Consider the following 17017-nt stretch of genomic DNA (forward strand, 5'->3'; position numbering starts at 1 on the left):
ATAATATTAATAACAACTTTACCACCTTCTATGCAGGTGTATATTGGTGGAGGTAACTTATAGTTGTTTCTATTAACTAGAGAATAGGAAACCGAAGTTTTGCGTTCTGCTAGGTTATTAGTAAATTCTTCTTTTTTCTCTTCTCTTTCCCCCAGAAGTTGTTTTTTCTCTTCTCTTTTTTTTGCTAACTCTTTTATACGAGCATTATATTCAGATTCCGAATTATCCGAAGGAGCATCACTATTACTAGTTAATTCTCTTTCTTCTAATATTTCGTCTAAGGTTTTTAATGGTTCTGGGTCGCTGTAACTTGGTTTGGAAGTTTCATTAAAGGCTAAGTGACTTTTAATAGGATCCGCCTTAGCTTGTTCTTCTAATTTTTCTTTTTCTTCTAGAAGTGCTTCTAGTTCATCATCGAGCATAACCATTTCTACAACATACTCATCTTGGCTTTTTTGTTTGCCTAAGTGTACATTGTATAGCGCTAACACCATGATAGACAGGGAGAAAACGGTAATTAAAAATGATAAGTGTTTACGATTTAAACGCATAGGGTTATAACCTCTTTTTTACTAAAATATTTTATTAGACCTTTAAAAGGGACGGATCTTATTTTAATTTCCACCTTTTTCTGGTAACATCTCTCCAAATTTAGTGGGGTCTATCGCTATATCTACGTTGTACTCTCCTATTTTGGTTCTTCTTAATGAAGATAAATGCCCTCCCGATTGTAGTGCTTTTCCAAAATCATTGGCTATGGAACGTATGTATGTACCTTTACTGCAAACAATTCTAAATGTTATGTTGGGTAGATTTATTGCTGTTATTTCAAATTCAGATACAGTAACTTGTCTTTTTTTTATTTCTACTTCTTTACCTGCTCTAGCATATTCATAAAGGCGTTTCCCATCTTTTTTTAATGCAGAAAATACGGGAGGTATTTGCTCTATTTCACCTAAAAATTGAGGAATGGTATCTTGGATAAGTTCTGCTGTTATATGATCTGTCGGGAATGTTTCATTTACCTCTGTTTCTAAATCAAAAGAAGGAGTAGTGCCTCCAAGAGTAATAGTGCCTGTATATTCTTTGGATTGACCCTGTATTTCAGTAATTTTTTTGGTAAATTTTCCAGTACAAATTATAAGTAACCCTGTGGCTAAAGGATCTAATGTTCCTGCATGGCCAACTTTTATTTTTTTTATATTAAAAGTTTTACGGATATCCCACTTAATTTTGTTTACAGCCTGGAAAGAAGTCCATGTTAAGGGCTTGTCTACTAGTAAAATTTGTCCTTCTAAAAAATCTTCTAGGGTTTTCAATAGAGTGGGTTATTATAATTTTAAGCCATATAGCCGTATGTAATGGCAATAAGACCTACGATTAAACAGTATATAGCAAAATAAGAGAGTTTGCTTTTCTTTACGAGTTGGATCATCCAAGTACAAGCAGCTAAGCCAGCAACAAAAGCAGCTATAAAACCTGCTCCCATGGCTAAATTGTTATCTCCAGTAAAGGTTAAATCACCACTAAATAAATCCTTACCTATTTTTCCGAAAATTAAAGGAACTACCATTAAGAAAGAAAAACGTGCAGCCTTAGTTTTGTCAACACCTAATAGTACTGAAGTAGATATTGTGGCGCCACTTCTAGAAATACCAGGAAGCATTGCAATAGCTTGCGAGATACCTACTATAACAGCAGTGCTAAAACTTACTTTTTTATCGGTGTCCTTTGCTTTGTCTGCAAAATAAAGTAGTACAGCTGTTATGATTAGCATAAAGCCAACAAAACGAATATTTCCTCCGAAAAAGCTTTCTAATTGCTCTTCAAAAAATAATCCAACAAAAACAGCCGGAACCATAGAAGTAATAATTTTTAAAGAAAATTGCATTTCTTCATTCCATTTAAATTGGAATAACCCGCTTAGAATTTCCCAAATATCTTTTCTAAAAACAACAATGGTGCTCAAAGCCGTAGCAAAATGAAGTATAACAGTAAATAAAAGACTCTCTTCAGGAACAGAGTTATCTCCTAGAATAGCTTTTCCTAGCTCTAAATGTCCGCTAGAAGAAACGGGTAAAAATTCGGTTAAACCTTGAATAATTCCAAGGATAATAGCATCTAAAGTTTCCAAATTATTTTTTCTTATGTGGATTTAATAATATAGCATATACTTCTATCCCAAGTCCAATTAGTACAAGGGTTGGTGCTAAGCGAATTCTTCTAAAATTATAAATGTCGTCATTAAAAACATTAGGGTCATCACTACCACCGCCGCTCATTAAGATAAAGCCTAAAGCTATACAGGCTAATCCTATGAACATAAATAAGTAGTTTTTCTTTTGAAAAATGAACTCTGTTTTTCCTGAGTTTTCCAGTTTGGAATTTTGTTTTTTGCTCATGGGGCAAATTTAGTAATATAATTCGTCGGTTCTAAGGTTTAAGAAGCGCTGTGTTGCAAAATAAGTGCTAATAAAAGAAATGAGTACTCCTAAAACAAAAACGGAAGCCAAAAGTATAACTAATACAGTTGGGTCTTCAAACAGTCCAAGCTCACTAAAGTTTTCATTAATGTAATAGAAAACACCAATTAAAGCTAGTATAGCTATAATGGAGCCTAATATTCCAAGTTTAATGTTGTTTAGTATAAACGGACGTCTTATAAAGGTCTTAGTTGCACCAACCATTTGCATAGTTTTTATTATAAAACGTTTGGAATAGATAGATAGTCTAATGGAGCTGTTAATTAATAAAACAGCAATAAATGTAAAGATTGCACTGGCTACTAAAATCCAGAAACCTAATTTTTTTACGTTTTCTGTAAGTAGGCCAACCAAAGGTTTATCATAGCTAACCTCGTCTACATATCCTTTTTTAGATATTTCTTTAGCAATTTTCTCAATCTGTTCTGGAGAAACAAAATCTGCATTTAATTGTATATCTATGGAGTTTTTTAGGGGGTTATAGCCTAAAAAATCTTGAAAATTTTCTCCAATCTCTTTGGTGTGTTGTTCCGCCGCTTCTTCTTTGGAAACGTAAGTAGCCTTTTTAGAATATTCAGCCATGGCTAGGCTTTTTTGCATTTGGTCTATTTCTACCTCTTTAGCGCTATCTTTTAAAAAGACAGAAACTGTAATCTGCTCTTTAAAATGGTCTGCCATTTTTTTAGTATTCAAAACTAAGAGACCTAAAATACCTAGTAAAAATAATACTAGGGCTATACTAAGTACTACCGAAAAGTAGGAGGAAATTAATTTTCTTTTTTGATAATTTTCAAAAGATTTGCTCATAGTAGATAATCCGTATCGTAAAAATAGGAAAGTAATTTTAAAAGAACATCAAATCTTTTAAATAGGTAGATTATCTTTTTAAAGAGAAAGGTCCTTTGTAAATGGAGTTTTCTATCCCAAATAGTACGTTGTAGGGAGTTTGGGACCATTAATAGACATCCCATTCAAAGGTAGGTCTAAAAATTTTAATTTTTTTATATAGCGGTTGGAGTACTAGGTATATTCCTGGCATCCCCAGAAATTAAGAAATTAGTATTTGTACTATCCCAATATTAAAAAAATGAACATTTATTTGGTTCCTTTTTTGGTCGGACTTTTGTTTGTTACTTTTCCTTTAAATCATTTGGCTATGCTATTAACCTATCTGCTATATTATCTATGATTTGGGTTTTATATAGAGGAAAATTACTTCAACCATAAACAAGGTATTGCTTTAGTTTTCCCCTTTCCTTTATTAAACTTATTTTTGCGGCGAATTAAAGTATACCTATCATGCAGTACAATTTCAATGAAATTGAAGCCAAGTGGCAAAAATATTGGGCAGAGAACCAAACGTTTAAAGCAGAAAATAATTCTGATAAAGAAAAATTCTATGTTCTAGATATGTTTCCTTATCCTTCGGGGGCGGGTTTACATGTTGGTCACCCTCTTGGTTATATTGCCAGTGATATCTATGCACGTTATAAAAGACATAAAGGTTTTAATGTATTGCATCCGCAGGGTTACGATTCTTTTGGGCTACCTGCAGAACAATATGCTATACAAACGGGGCAGCATCCTGCAATTACTACAGCAACCAATGTTAAAAGATATAGAGAGCAATTAGATAAAATTGGTTTCTCTTTCGATTGGAGTCGTGAGGTAAGAACATCAGACCCAAAATACTATAAATGGACGCAATGGATTTTTATTCAATTGTTCAATTCTTGGTATAATAAGGGAACGGATAAGGCAGAAGATATAGAAACTTTAATTACTGTTTTTGAGAAAGACGGTAATGCAACTATTAATGCTGTTTGTGATGATGCTATTGCTGCATTTTCGGCTGTGGATTGGAATAGTTTTTCTGATAAAAGAAAACAAGAAATTTTATTACAATATAGATTAACCTACTTAGCAGAGACCGAAGTAAACTGGTGCCCAGCATTAGGAACCGTTTTGGCTAATGACGAGATTGTAAATGGCGTTTCAGAACGTGGTGGTCATTCTGTTATTCGTAAAAAAATGACCCAATGGAGTATGCGTATTTCTGCATACGCACAACGCTTGTTAGATGGTTTAGAAAAGATAGATTGGCCACAACCTTTAAAAGATTCGCAGACCAATTGGATAGGAAGAAGCCAAGGTGCATCCGCAGTATTTAATGTGAATGGCCATGATGAAATTATTGATGTTTTTACAACAAGACCCGATACTATTTTCGGCGTAAGTTTTATGACTTTAGCGCCAGAGCACGATTTGGTTTTACAAATTACAACGCCAGAACAGAAGGAAGAAGTAGAAGCCTATATAGAAGCTACGGCGAAACGTTCCGAACGTGATCGTATGGCAGATGTTAAAACTATATCTGGTGCTTTCACTGGTGCTTATGCAGAACACCCTTTCTCTAAAGAACCTATTCCTATTTGGATTGGCGATTATGTTTTGGCAGGTTACGGTACAGGTGCAGTAATGTCTGTTCCTTGTGGGGATCAAAGAGATTACGATTTTGCAAAACATTTTGGAATTGCAATTCCTAATGTTTTTGAAGGTGTAGATATTTCTGAAGAAGCGCATGCCGATAAGGATAAAACTATAATTGCAAATTCCGATTTCTTAAACGGATTACCGTATAAGAAAGCTATGAAATTAGCAATCTATGAGCTAGAAAAATTAGGGCAAGGCGAAGGAAAAATAAACTACCGATTACGCGATGCTGTTTTTAGTAGACAGCGGTATTGGGGAGAACCTTTCCCAGTGTATTATGTAGACGGAATGCCGCAAATGATAGCTCCTGAACATTTACCAATTGCATTGCCAGAAGTAGAAAAATATTTGCCAACCGAAACTGGGGAGCCGCCATTAGGCAACGCTACTGTTTGGGCTTGGGATACCGTTGCTAATAAAGTGGTTGCTAATAGTCAGTTAAATAATACCACCGTGTGGCCGTTGGAGTTGAATACGATGCCAGGTTGGGCAGGAAGTTCGCAATACTTTAATCGGTATATGGATCCTACCAATGAAGATGAAATTTTCTCTAAAGAGGCGATGAATTATTGGCAAGATGTAGATTTGTATATAGGCGGTAGCGAGCATGCTACAGGGCATTTATTGTATAGCCGTTTTTGGCAAAAATTTATGTTCGATAAAGGATTGGTTCCTAAAGACGAGTTTGCTAAAAAACTGATTAACCAAGGGATGATTACGGGGACTAGTGCTTTTTTAAGTAAAGTTTTTCTTGATAATGATAAAGTTGAAGAGATTCTTGTTAAGAATCCATCTAATTATAGCAAAGAAGTTAAGGATGATTTAGTTGTTTTAGTAGGAGAGGTTAAGAGTGTCTATTTATCGAAAGGTATTTGTGAAGGGAGAAATACTAATAGCCGGATACTAAAATTTATAAATTCAAAAACTAGTTTTTCATCTGATATTTTGAACTTAATTAGTTTCAATATTCAAAAAAGCCATGTTAATGTTAGATTTGTAAATTCTTCTGATGAACTTGAATTTAAAAGTTTAAAAGTAGATCTTGAGACTAAGAGAGAATACAAAGATGCTGAGTTTATAACAGAAGAAGATGGTACTTTCAAGGTTTTTCGCGAGGTAGAAAAAATGTCCAAGTCTAAATACAATGTGGTAAGTCCAGATGAAATTTGTGAGGAATACGGCGCAGATTCTTTGCGTTTGTACGAGATGTTTTTAGGGCCTTTAGAGCAATCTAAACCTTGGAATACAGCTGGTATTACAGGAACACACGGTTTCTTAAAAAAGCTATGGCGTTTGTATTTTGATGATAATGGGGCAAAGTTTACAGACACGGAGCCAACCAAAGACAACCTTAAAACACTACATAAAACCATAAAAAAAGTAGAAGAAGATATTGCAAATTTCTCTTTCAATACATCGGTTTCTACGTTTATGATTTGTGTAAATGAGTTGTCTGCGCAGAAATGTACTAGCAAATCGGTATTAGAGTCTTTGGCTATTTTGGTATCGCCTTATGCACCGCATATTGCAGAAGAATTATGGAGTCAGTTAGGGAATAAAGAGTCTATCTCTACGGCACCATTCCCTGCTTTTGACGCTTCTCATTTAGTAGAAAGCAGTAAAGAATATCCTGTTTCTTTTAATGGTAAAATGCGTTTTAAGTTAGAGTTACCGTTAGATATGAGTAAGGAAGATATTGAAGCCGCTGTAATGTCTCACGAAAAAACACAGCAACAGTTACAAGGAAGAACACCCAAGAAGGTTATTGTTGTTCTGGGTAAAATTGTGAATATTGTAGGGTAAAAAGAGGAGTTTTTTTATAAACGAAAAGGTTGGAGCATACTAAATGTACCAACCTTTTTCTGCTTTAGAAAAAGACATGTTGGCAGAGCGTATTATTGGCTAGGTTTTTGCATTCTAAGTATTAGGATTTGTTTAGAAGACAGATTCTTTAGTATATTTATTTAAAATTAAAAAAGAAATTATGTTTGGATTTGATATAGGATATATTGTAATCGCTGGAGCTTTTAGCCTTTTCAGTATGTTAGTTAGTAAACGTCTAAAAAGTAAATTTAAAAAATATTCACAAGTACATTTAAGAAATGGATTAAGTGGAGCGGAGATTGCAGAGAAAATGTTGGCAGATCATGGTATTCGCGATGTAAAAGTTATTTCTACACCTGGGATGCTTACAGACCATTACAATCCGGCCAATAAAACGGTTAATTTAAGTGAAAGTGTATATGGGCAGCGCAATGCTTCAGCTGCTGCAGTTGCGGCGCATGAATGCGGACATGCGGTACAACATGCCACAGCTTACAGTTGGTTACAAATGCGTTCTAAACTGGTTCCAGTTTTAAATGTTACCTCTAAATTTTCTATGTGGGTAATTATGGGAGGATTAATGCTAATGGGTACTACTGCTATTGGGGGTACTATTGCTTGGGTTGGGGTTGCACTTTACGGAATAGGAACGTTATTTAGTTTTATAACACTACCTGTAGAGTATGATGCAAGTAATAGAGCATTGGCTTGGTTAAAGAATAAAAATATGGTAAGCCAAGAAGAATATGCAGGAGCAGAAGATGCTTTAAAATGGGCTGCCAGAACGTATTTAGTAGCGGCTATTGGTGCATTAGCAACCTTATTATATTTTGCTATGCGAGTTGCAAGTAGAGATTAATAAGTTTCCTTAAAAATATAAAAGCCTCCATTTGGAGGCTTTTTTTATATCGTTATTTGTCTATCTATTTGCTGGTCTAGAGAGATAAAAGTTTCTGTTCTAGAAATCCCTTCTATTTGCTGTATTTCTCTATTTAAAACATGCATTAAATGTTCATTATCTCTACAGAGTATTTTTATTAAAATAGACCAGTTTCCTGTGGTGTAATGGCACTCTAAGACTTCAGGAATTTTCTCCAATTGCTTTACAGCGACAGGGTTACTCATGGCTTTGTCTAAATAAATACCAATGTACGCCATAGTAGTATAGCCCATTACTTTTGGGTTAATGATGAACTTAGAGCCAGATAATAGGCCAGAAGCTTCTAGTTTTCTAAGACGTTGGTGTATTGCTGCTCCAGAAATACCAATACTTCTTGCAATTTCTAAAACAGGTTTTCTTGCATCAGACATTAAAAATCTTAGAATTTTCTTGTCAATTCCATCAATTTTTACATTTTTGGTAGTAGATTTCATAGAAGTAGTTTCAAATGTACAGTAAAAATACTAAAATATTAATAAATACTAACTAGCAACAGTGTCAGGATTGTAGCCTAGATAAGGAACTTTATGTTCTTTAAAAAGGACGCCATATTGTTTTAATTCTTTAAGTATGGGTTCGTAAACTTCTTTTTTAATAGGAATTTGAACTCCAGGGCTGGTTATTCTTTTATTTAAAACAAGTAATGTTGCAATTGCCACTGGCAGACCAACAGTTTTTGCCATTGCGGTATGTGTGTGGTTTTCTCCAGTAACAACAAGATCAGCATCTATTTGGTGTTTCTTACCATTTAGCTCGTAACCAAATTTATGATACATAACAATCATATCCTTGTCATCCTCGCTTAGGGTCCAACTGGCCTCAAGAATTTCTTGGAGTATTTGTGCGGGAGTAGCCTTTGTTAAGGTTATAGTTTTAGTGTTAGAAAATAAATCTAATTCTAAGAATTTAGACCAAGTACTGTCATCTTGGTCAATTTTTAAATAGTGTCTAAATTTTAGCTCTACAGAATCTGTTGGAGAGTATGCTAAGAAAAGGTTTACAAACTCCCTATATGTCATTCCTTGAGAATTTTCTATGGTATAGCTATCGTCTGTCATTCCTAATTGTACAAAAACATTCCATGCTTTAGAAAAACCTACTTTACGCATGGTGCCTCGGTATAGGGTTAGGGCATCTTCTAGACCGTATATTTCGCGATATTTTAGAGAATCTCTGTTCGGGTAGGCTTCAAACTTACCATAACCTTTAACATCTAAAAATTCCGTTCTTCTAAATAATTTGTGGTAGGGAATATATTTATAGGTTCCTTCTTGAATAAACTGAGCAGTACCTCCTTGGCCAGCAACCACTACATTTCTGGGGTTCCATGTAAATTTATAATTCCATAAGTTAGTATCGCTTTCTGGGGCAACAAGGCCTCCAGTAAAAGACTCAAAAAGTAATATTTTACCTCCTTTTTCTCTAATATTATCTAGGATTTGCATGGCACTCATGTGGTCTATCCCTGGATCAAGACCTATTTCATTCATAAAGACTAAACCTTTGTCTTTGGCTTCTTGGTCCAAAGCCATAATTTCATCACTCACATAAGAAGCTGTAATTAAATGTTTGGAGAATTGAATACAATCTTTAGCAACAAGCATATGAAAACGGGCAGGTAGCATAGATACAACTATATTACTCTCGGAAATAGCTTTTTGGCGCTCTTCTTTCTTAAAAACATCGAGCTTTAGAGTTATACATGCAGGGTGTTCCGCTATATGTGGTGCAATTGCTTTTGGGTTTATATCACCTATGGTTAATTGTAGGTTTTCTTCTTTAGCTTTATCTAAGAAATAATCAATTAAATAGGAAGTGGATTTACCAGCGCCTACAATAAGTATTTTTCGTAACATGTATTTTTAAGTGTAGTTTTGTTTTATAGGTAACAATTAGGTTTTGAAGTCTAAATTGTTACAAATGTAAAAATACATACAATATATGTTATGAACAAAACAATATTTCTTGTTGGGATTATATTTGGGGTACTGGCAATAGTCTTGGGTGCTTTTGGAGCGCATGGATTAGAAAAAGTATTACCAGAAGATGCATTGGCGACTTTTGAAACAGGTGTGCGTTACCAAATGTACCATGCTTTGTTGTTGTTGTTTTTAAGTAGTATGACAGCAATAAGTGAAAAAGGTAAAAAGAGTATTTTTTATTTAATTACCATAGGTGTAATACTTTTTTCTTTTTCAATTTACTTGCTTGCAATAAATTGTTTAACAAGTTTCGATTATAGGGTTATTGCTCTTTTAACGCCTATTGGCGGAGTATTTCTAATTTTTGGTTGGATAGTATTAGGCTATCGGGCTTTCAGGTAATTTGTCTAATAAATTAACTTTTCTATTGGGGGCGGATTAAAAAATATATATTTTAGCACCCTAAACTAAAATTTGTATGGATAAACAGAGGCAAAATACGAAAACGATTTCGCTTAAGAATTATGGAATCAATCATGATAACATTAAGTATCAGCTTTCTGCAGATGAGTTACATGCAGTGACCATAGAGAAAAAGTTGGGAGTGGAATCTTCTAGCGGAGCATTAGCGATTAATACAGGAGAATTTACAGGAAGGTCTCCTATGGATCGTTTTATTGTAAAAGATGCAATTACTAAAGATAGAATTTGGTGGGGAGATATAAATATCCCTTTTGAGGCAGACGCTTTTGACAAGTTACATGATAAAGTAATTTCTTATTTAAATGAAAAGGAATTATATGTACGGGATTGTTATGCTTGTGCAGACATTAATTATAGAATTAATATTAGGGTAATTAATGAATACCCTTGGTCTAATATGTTTGCTTATAATATGTTTATAAGACCAACATCTGAAGAGCTTAAGAGTTTTGATCCTGAATGGACGGTGATAAATGCCCCAGGTTTTATGGCAGTTGCGGATGTGGATGGAACGAGACAACACAATTTTGCAATTTTAAATTTTACAAAGAAAATTGCTTTAATAGGAGGAACAGGGTATACTGGAGAAATTAAAAAAGGTATTTTTTCTGCGCTTAACTTTATTTTGCCTGTGCAGAAAAATACGTTGCCTATGCATTGTTCTGCTAATGTTGGTGATGATGGGGATACTGCAATCTTTTTTGGATTGTCTGGAACCGGAAAAACAACTTTATCTACAGATCCAACACGAAAATTAATTGGGGACGATGAGCACGGATGGAATAATGAAAATGCTGTTTTTAATTTTGAAGGAGGTTGCTATGCTAAGGTAATTAACTTATCAGGTGAAAATGAGCCTGAAATCTTCGGAGCGATTAAAAAGGGGGCTATTCTAGAAAACGTCGTAATGGATGATAAAGGTGTAGTAGATTTTGCAGATATAAGTATTACACAGAATACTAGAGTTAGTTATCCTTTATATCATATTGAAAATATTAAGCAACCATCTATTGGTCATAATCCTAAGAACATATTCTTTTTAACAGCAGATGCTTTTGGTGTTTTGCCTCCAATATCTAAGTTAACACCAACACAAGCTGCGTATCATTTTATATCTGGTTATACGGCTAAAGTGGCAGGAACAGAAGCAGGTGTGGTAGAGCCACAACCTTCTTTTTCAGCATGTTTTGGAGCACCTTTTATGCCTTTACATCCTACGGAGTATGCAGAGATGTTAAGTAAAAAAATGAAAGATTCGGGAGTGAATGTTTGGTTGGTAAATACAGGTTGGACAGGTGGTCCTTACGGTGTTGGTACCCGTATGAAGTTAAAGTATACACGAGCAATGATTCATGCTGCTTTAAATGGTGATTTAGGGCCATACTCTTACGATAATTACCACATACATTCTGTATTTGGTGTTGCGCAACCAAGATCTTGTCCAGGTGTTCCTACGGAGGTCTTAAGTCCTAGAACAACTTGGAATGATGATGAAAAATATTATAAAACAGCATTTAAATTATCGAATGCCTTTAGAGAGAATTTCGAAAAATTTGAATCTTATGCTAGCGAAGAGATAAGACGCGGAGGCCCGCAACGATACTCTTTTTAGTAAAACAAAAAACCCTGAGAATTTCTCAGGGTTTTTTGTTTTCTATAAGTGTCCCGTCCTGAAATAGCGATACACTAAAAATTTAGTGTAATGAAAACATCAGAAAACAATCGGTATGTAAGGCGTACCTAGAAAAATTACTCGATTTCTTTTTAAATTTAAAGTAGTGCATGAGCCTACAGGTGAAGGTAAAAGTTATTATGGGGACAAAAAGCACGCGTAGAACCTAGGTAATGTGCGTAATATGCATAGATTAGGAGCAAGAAATTTGTGTTACTTGCATAAAGATGAACGCTCTATTTTTAATGTAGATAGAGATAAACTTTTTAGGGTAGTACAAGTCCTCAATCATATGCTACCGTCTATGTAAATGCCACACAAAATAAATTTAAAAGAAAACAGTACAAATCAAAAAAGCTGAACAATGATTTCATTGTTCAGCTTTACTTTATAAATTAAATCCTTTAATAATCGGCATCGATTTTTTAGGATTAGACAAAATAAGGTTATTTTTTGTTTTCCTCATGTATGTACTTCTGTAATGCCATTGTCATGGATGGCGTATCTGGCATAGGAGCTTTAATATCTATTCGTAAACCAGCATCTGTAGCAGCATTAACTGTAGAGTTTCCAAAGACAGCTATACGGGTATTTTTTTGGTCAAAATCAGGAAAGTTTCTTAACAAGGACTCTATTCCAGACGGACTAAAGAAAACCAAAATATCATAATAAACATCTCTTAAATCAGATAAATCACTTATTACTGTTTTATAAAAAATGGCTCTTGTCCAAGTTACCCCTAATTCGTCCAAAGTTGTTGGAACAATTGGTTTTAATACATCAGAAGAGGGTAATAAAAATTTCTCTTCCTTGTATTTTTTAAATAAAGTAACTAAGTCAGGAAAATACATTTTACCAACATAGATCTTACGTTTTCTGTACACTACATATTTTTGCAAGTAATATGCAACAGCTTCCGATTGGCAAAAATACTTCATGCTATCTGGAACTTTAAAACGCATTTCTTCTGCAATTCTAAAAAAATGATCTACGGCGTTTCTGCTAGTAAGAATAATTGCAGTAAACTTATGTAAATCTATTTTTTGTTGGCGTACAGTCTTAGCATCTACTCCTTCTACGTGAATAAAAGGTCTAAAATCAACTTTAACTTTTTCCTTATCAATTAGTTTAGAATATGGAGAGTTTTCCATTTTTGGTTCTGGTTGAGATACCAAAATCGTTTTTACTTTCATACTTTATACTATTTATAGCAGGCTTCCTAGGATTACGAAGGGTGCAATTTCGAGAGCGCAAAGGTACAAAATAAAATAGAAAAAGTTATGAGCAATAAATTTTTGATGATTCTTTAATATAGTTACCCAACCTATTGCGTTAATTATTATTATTAAAGCTAGAGTAATGTATACTACTGTTTTAGATTCTTGTATTACATATGAAAGTATGATGTTGGCAATAAACATTAGTATTGCACTGTAATTTAAGTAAGATATTTTTTTAAATAAAAATTCAGAAAACACCCTTATGTTACCGAAAATAAAACCATTACTTGCTTGTAGGATAAGTTTTACAAAAAGGAATAATAATAAGAAACCTAATATAATTAGGTAGCCTAAAACATGTTCAGAGGAATTGGTTTCTGTAAAAATTACCCATATAAAAAATAGAAAGATAGAGGAGTTTATTACCTGAAAAAGAGTAAAAAAAACATTAAACCAATTCATTAATTTTTCCTTTTTATTATACATGAAAATGTATTTATTATTAAAAGGAAGAATAATAAAATTAAGAAATCTTGGGTAAAAAACACTTTTTGCAATTATTACAAATACTAAACTACTAAAGAGTAAAATTGTAATCCAATCAGCAATGCCACCATTTCTTAATATTGGTTCCATTATTTTAATTTAGTATTAGTGCTATTGATCCCATACATAAGGCCATTTTCAGAAATACTAATTTTTAAGTAACTGGGTTTTTTCATTTTTGGAATGGGTAGTCTAAATGTAAAATTGGTAGTGTCTTTAGACTTTAAAAATAAGAAATCTTTATTTATTGCTACTGGTAAAATGGGTAATATATCTTTAACTTTTTTATACGGATCTAAATAGCCAACTGCAAATTTTATTTTTTTTAATGGTATATTTTCCGGGTATGGATTATAGACTTGTAATGTTAGGGTTGTGTTAGTGTTTAGACTATCAATATCCTCTTTTATAAAACATCTAAGTTTTCTGTACGATTCAAAATTATCGATATATTTTCCGTAATAATTTTTTCCATTTATACGTTTATAAGAAAAATTGCCATCTTTAAAATATTTAGAAAGGTATACTACTTTTTTGTGCTGTACTAAAGCTTCTGAGTCATCTATAGTGTACTGGTTTTGTCTATAGTGAATATTATTTAATGAAAAGGAGGGGTTGCCAGTATAAAACTTATACATGGGGGTATTGCGATAAGAATTTTCAAATATCACAGGCATATCTCCTATTTGAGATTGAATATTATTTGTCCAGAATTTATTGCCATGGGATTCGTACTGAATAGGGAAAAGAGGTTTGTAAATTAGCCCTATTCGCAGTATGGCTAGAATAATGCAATTTAGTATTGCCATTCTATAAATCCATTTTCTGGTATTTTCATTATTAAGCATATAATTATACACCATTATAAATAATGGAATAGAAATTATTATTACCCATTGGGTCTGTATTCTTCTATTAAAGCTAGATATAAAGAAAAATATAATAAAGCCATATGTTAAATAGAGTAAAGCTTTTGTGAAAAGGTCTGTTCCTTTGGTTTTATATAAAGCTTTGTATACCCATGGGAAAGTAAAACCTAATATGGCTATTAGGTTAACAAAAAAACCAAGGGTATATTTTTCAAAATTATATGCTCCATTGGGTCGTTCAGATATGTGGTACTTTATAGAAACAAAATCATGATCAAATAACCATATAAAATGTGGGGTGTAGCATAGTAAAGCAACAATAACAGCTACCCAAGCATATTTAGTTGTAACAAGTTTAATGTTAGATAGGATAACAAAGAAAATAACCAAAAAAGCATGGTATTTACTATACATTAACGCAGCCATAAGAATTCCTAAAATTACGGAAAGAATGTACGTTGGTTTTTTAATAAAGTATTTATAGGCCAATAAAAACGCACAGCTAAAGAATACAAGAGGAGTATCTGGCAAGGTAAAAAACCCATATGCATTTACTAGGGTCATAGAAAAACCAAACAGCATAAATAGGATTATATGGTCATTCTTTTTAGGGTTGTCTATTAAGAGCCATAAAAAAAGAAAACTGCCTACGGATAATACGCAACTCATAAAGCGGACACCTAATTCTCCATCAAAGAAAAAACTGCTAATTTTAATAAGAAGGGCAACCATAGGAGGGTGGTCAAAATAACCCCAAGCCATATTTTGGGCATAGTGCCAGTAATATGCTTCATCATAGATGAGTTCTGTGAAGTAAGCTTGCAATACATTAATAACAAGAAGACTTCCAAGTAGTATAAGGAGTAATTTGGGGAGTTTTCTAAGCATTTTTAAGATTTAATTGTTGTCAAAATTACGAATTCTACTCCGTATCTTTCTTTTAAAAAAAATCATAAATACTATAATGTCATTTTTCTAGAGTTTTTAAAACACTATTTTTGTTAAAATTCAAAAGAATTCAATGTCAGATCGTTTAGTCATAATCCCCACTTATAATGAGATTGAGAATATTGAAGCTATAATACATGCAGTATTTGCTTTGGAAAAAGATTTTCATGTTTTAATCGTGGATGATAATTCTCCCGACGGAACTGCTCAAGCGGTAAATGCTTTGCAAGAGGTTTTTGTAAACAAACTTTTTATAGAAGTTAGAAAAGAAAAATCTGGACTTGGCACCGCTTATATTCACGGTTTTAAATGGGCAATTGCTAAAAAGTATGATTATATTTTTGAGATGGATGCAGATTTTTCGCATACACCTGCCGATTTAATTCGATTATATGAGGCCTGCTATAATGGGGCCGATGTTTCTGTAGGATCTCGTTATAAAAAAGGAGTCAATGTTGTAGATTGGCCATTGTATAGAGTTCTTTTGTCTTATGGAGCATCTTTTTATGTAAAAATGATTACAGGAATGCGAGTAGATGATCCTACAGCAGGATTTGTGTGCTATAGAAGATATGTTTTAGAAAATATAGATTTAGATTCGGTACGATTTATAGGGTATGCTTTTCAGATAGAAATGAAGTTTAGGGCGTATTTAAAAAAATATACCATCGAAGAGGTCTCTATTGTTTTTAGAGATCGCGTAAAAGGAAAATCCAAAATGAGTGGTTCTATAATAAAAGAGGCTGTTTTTGGAGTTTTATCAATGAAAATTAGAAGTCTTTTTCAAAAAAATAAATTTTAAGTATGGGCAAAGTATTATTAAAGAATGCTAAAATAGTGAATGAAAATACTATTATAGAAAGTGATATTCTTATACAAGATAATTTTATATTACAAATAGGAAAAGATATTAGCGACTCTACGGCTAAAATTATAGAGGTAAATGGGAATTATGTGTTTCCAGGAGTTATAGATGATCAAGTACATTTTAGAGAGCCAGGTTTAACTCATAAAGGGAATATTGCTTCGGAAAGTAGAGCTGCTGTTGCTGGCGGAATTACTACGTATATGGAGCAACCAAATACCAACCCACAAACGACAACAATAGAGAAATTAGAAGCTAAATTTGCACTAGCAAAAGATAGTTCCTACGCCAATTATTCTTTTTTGTTTGGTGGAACTAATGATAATCTAGAGGAAATAAAGAAGTTAGATAAGAATGCGTGCTCTGGCGTAAAGTTATTTTTGGGTTCGTCTACAGGTAATATGTTGGTAGATAATGAGCAGGTGATAGAAAGTATTTTTAATAATACTGAAATGGTGATTTCTGCCCATTGCGAAGATGAAACAACGATAAGAGAAAATTTAGCAAAATATAAAGAAGAATTTGGCGATGCTATTCCAATAAAGAATCATCCACTAATTCGTAGTGCAGAAGCCTGTTATATTTCTTCTTCTAAGGCTATTGCTTTGGCAAAGAAAACAGGAGCCAGATTTCATGTTTTTCATTTATCCACAGCTAAGGAAATGGATTTATTCCGAAACGATATTCCATTAGAACAGAAAAAAATTACAGCGGAGGTTTGTGTGCACCATTTATGGTTTTCAGAAGAGGAT

15 protein-coding genes and 1 pseudogene are annotated in these 17017 nt (G+C 33.3%); 6 read left to right on the forward strand and 10 right to left on the reverse strand.

Annotation, left to right across the window (positions count from 1 at the left end; all coding sequences use genetic code 11):
* The 5 genes from QZZ51_RS12130 to QZZ51_RS12150 form a co-directional block, all read right to left on the reverse strand.
* Window positions 1-551, reverse strand: a 551-nt coding sequence (locus QZZ51_RS12130; RefSeq protein WP_291870004.1) for a hypothetical protein, incomplete at its 3' end; no start/stop codon positions are given.
* Between the two features lie 63 nt (window positions 552-614).
* Window positions 615-1319 carry a tRNA pseudouridine(55) synthase TruB gene (gene truB / locus QZZ51_RS12135; protein WP_291870005.1) on the reverse strand — a complete coding sequence of 235 codons (705 nt, stop codon included), beginning with the start codon at window positions 1317-1319 and terminating at the stop codon, window positions 615-617.
* Window positions 1320-1339: 20 nt separating this feature from the next.
* Window positions 1340-2134, reverse strand: a complete 795-nt coding sequence (locus QZZ51_RS12140) for an undecaprenyl-diphosphate phosphatase (RefSeq protein ID WP_291870007.1) — start codon at window positions 2132-2134, stop codon at window positions 1340-1342.
* 1 nt (window position 2135) lies between these two features.
* Complete coding sequence (locus QZZ51_RS12145; RefSeq protein ID WP_291870008.1) at window positions 2136-2402, reverse strand: DUF3098 domain-containing protein; 267 nt, start codon at window positions 2400-2402, stop codon at window positions 2136-2138.
* A gap of 9 nt (window positions 2403-2411) precedes the next feature.
* Window positions 2412-3290 carry a permease-like cell division protein FtsX gene (locus QZZ51_RS12150; RefSeq protein ID WP_291870010.1) on the reverse strand — a complete coding sequence of 293 codons (879 nt, stop codon included), beginning with the start codon at window positions 3288-3290 and terminating at the stop codon, window positions 2412-2414.
* Window positions 3291-3782: 492 nt separating this feature from the next.
* Between QZZ51_RS12150 and QZZ51_RS12155 the strand changes: the two genes are divergently transcribed.
* Together QZZ51_RS12155 and QZZ51_RS12160 are read left to right on the forward strand one after the other, a co-directional pair.
* Window positions 3783-6779, forward strand: coding sequence for a class I tRNA ligase family protein (locus QZZ51_RS12155; RefSeq protein WP_291870012.1), 2997 nt, complete (start codon window positions 3783-3785; stop codon window positions 6777-6779).
* 181 nt (window positions 6780-6960) lie between these two features.
* Window positions 6961-7659 (forward strand): zinc metallopeptidase, encoded by a 699-nt coding sequence (locus QZZ51_RS12160; RefSeq protein WP_291870014.1) that lies wholly within the window; start codon window positions 6961-6963, stop codon window positions 7657-7659.
* A gap of 44 nt (window positions 7660-7703) precedes the next feature.
* Here the strand turns inward: QZZ51_RS12160 and QZZ51_RS12165 are convergent, their stop codons facing one another.
* Both QZZ51_RS12165 and QZZ51_RS12170 read right to left on the reverse strand, forming a co-directional pair.
* A complete protein-coding gene (locus QZZ51_RS12165; protein ID WP_291870016.1) occupies window positions 7704-8174 on the reverse strand; it encodes an Lrp/AsnC ligand binding domain-containing protein in 471 nt (156 codons plus the stop codon).
* A gap of 48 nt (window positions 8175-8222) precedes the next feature.
* Window positions 8223-9596 (reverse strand): saccharopine dehydrogenase NADP-binding domain-containing protein, encoded by a 1374-nt coding sequence (locus tag QZZ51_RS12170; protein WP_291870018.1) that lies wholly within the window; start codon window positions 9594-9596, stop codon window positions 8223-8225.
* 90 nt (window positions 9597-9686) lie between these two features.
* Between QZZ51_RS12170 and QZZ51_RS12175 the strand changes: the two genes are divergently transcribed.
* Together QZZ51_RS12175 and pckA are read left to right on the forward strand one after the other, a co-directional pair.
* Entirely contained in the window at window positions 9687-10064 is a 378-nt protein-coding gene (locus tag QZZ51_RS12175) for a DUF423 domain-containing protein (RefSeq protein WP_291870020.1), read from the forward strand.
* Window positions 10065-10140: 76 nt separating this feature from the next.
* Window positions 10141-11757, forward strand: coding sequence for a phosphoenolpyruvate carboxykinase (ATP) (gene pckA, locus QZZ51_RS12180; RefSeq protein ID WP_291870021.1), 1617 nt, complete (start codon window positions 10141-10143; stop codon window positions 11755-11757).
* A 506-nt stretch (window positions 11758-12263) separates the two neighbouring features.
* Here the strand turns inward: pckA and QZZ51_RS12185 are convergent.
* The 3 genes from QZZ51_RS12185 to QZZ51_RS12195 are packed head-to-tail and all read right to left on the reverse strand — an operon-like array spanning window position 12264 to window position 15340.
* A complete protein-coding gene (locus tag QZZ51_RS12185) occupies window positions 12264-13010 on the reverse strand; it encodes a uroporphyrinogen-III synthase (RefSeq protein ID WP_291870023.1) in 747 nt (248 codons plus the stop codon).
* Between the two features lie 12 nt (window positions 13011-13022).
* A complete protein-coding gene (locus tag QZZ51_RS12190; RefSeq protein ID WP_291870025.1) occupies window positions 13023-13673 on the reverse strand; it encodes a DUF4271 domain-containing protein in 651 nt (216 codons plus the stop codon).
* Complete coding sequence (locus tag QZZ51_RS12195; protein ID WP_291870027.1) at window positions 13673-15340, reverse strand: glycosyltransferase family 39 protein; 1668 nt, start codon at window positions 15338-15340, stop codon at window positions 13673-13675. The genes QZZ51_RS12190 and QZZ51_RS12195 overlap by 1 nt, the downstream gene beginning before the upstream one ends.
* 133 nt (window positions 15341-15473) lie before the next feature.
* Between QZZ51_RS12195 and QZZ51_RS12200 the strand changes: the two genes are divergently transcribed.
* Complete coding sequence (locus tag QZZ51_RS12200; RefSeq protein ID WP_291870029.1) at window positions 15474-16202, forward strand: polyprenol monophosphomannose synthase; 729 nt, start codon at window positions 15474-15476, stop codon at window positions 16200-16202.
* A gap of 2 nt (window positions 16203-16204) precedes the next feature.
* Window positions 16205-17017 (forward strand): annotated as a pseudogene (locus tag QZZ51_RS12205) (dihydroorotase); the annotation flags it as partial.

The sequence above is a fragment of the Maribacter sp. genome (assembly GCF_016744255.1).
In the GTDB taxonomy this organism is placed as follows: domain Bacteria; phylum Bacteroidota; class Bacteroidia; order Flavobacteriales; family Flavobacteriaceae; genus Maribacter_B.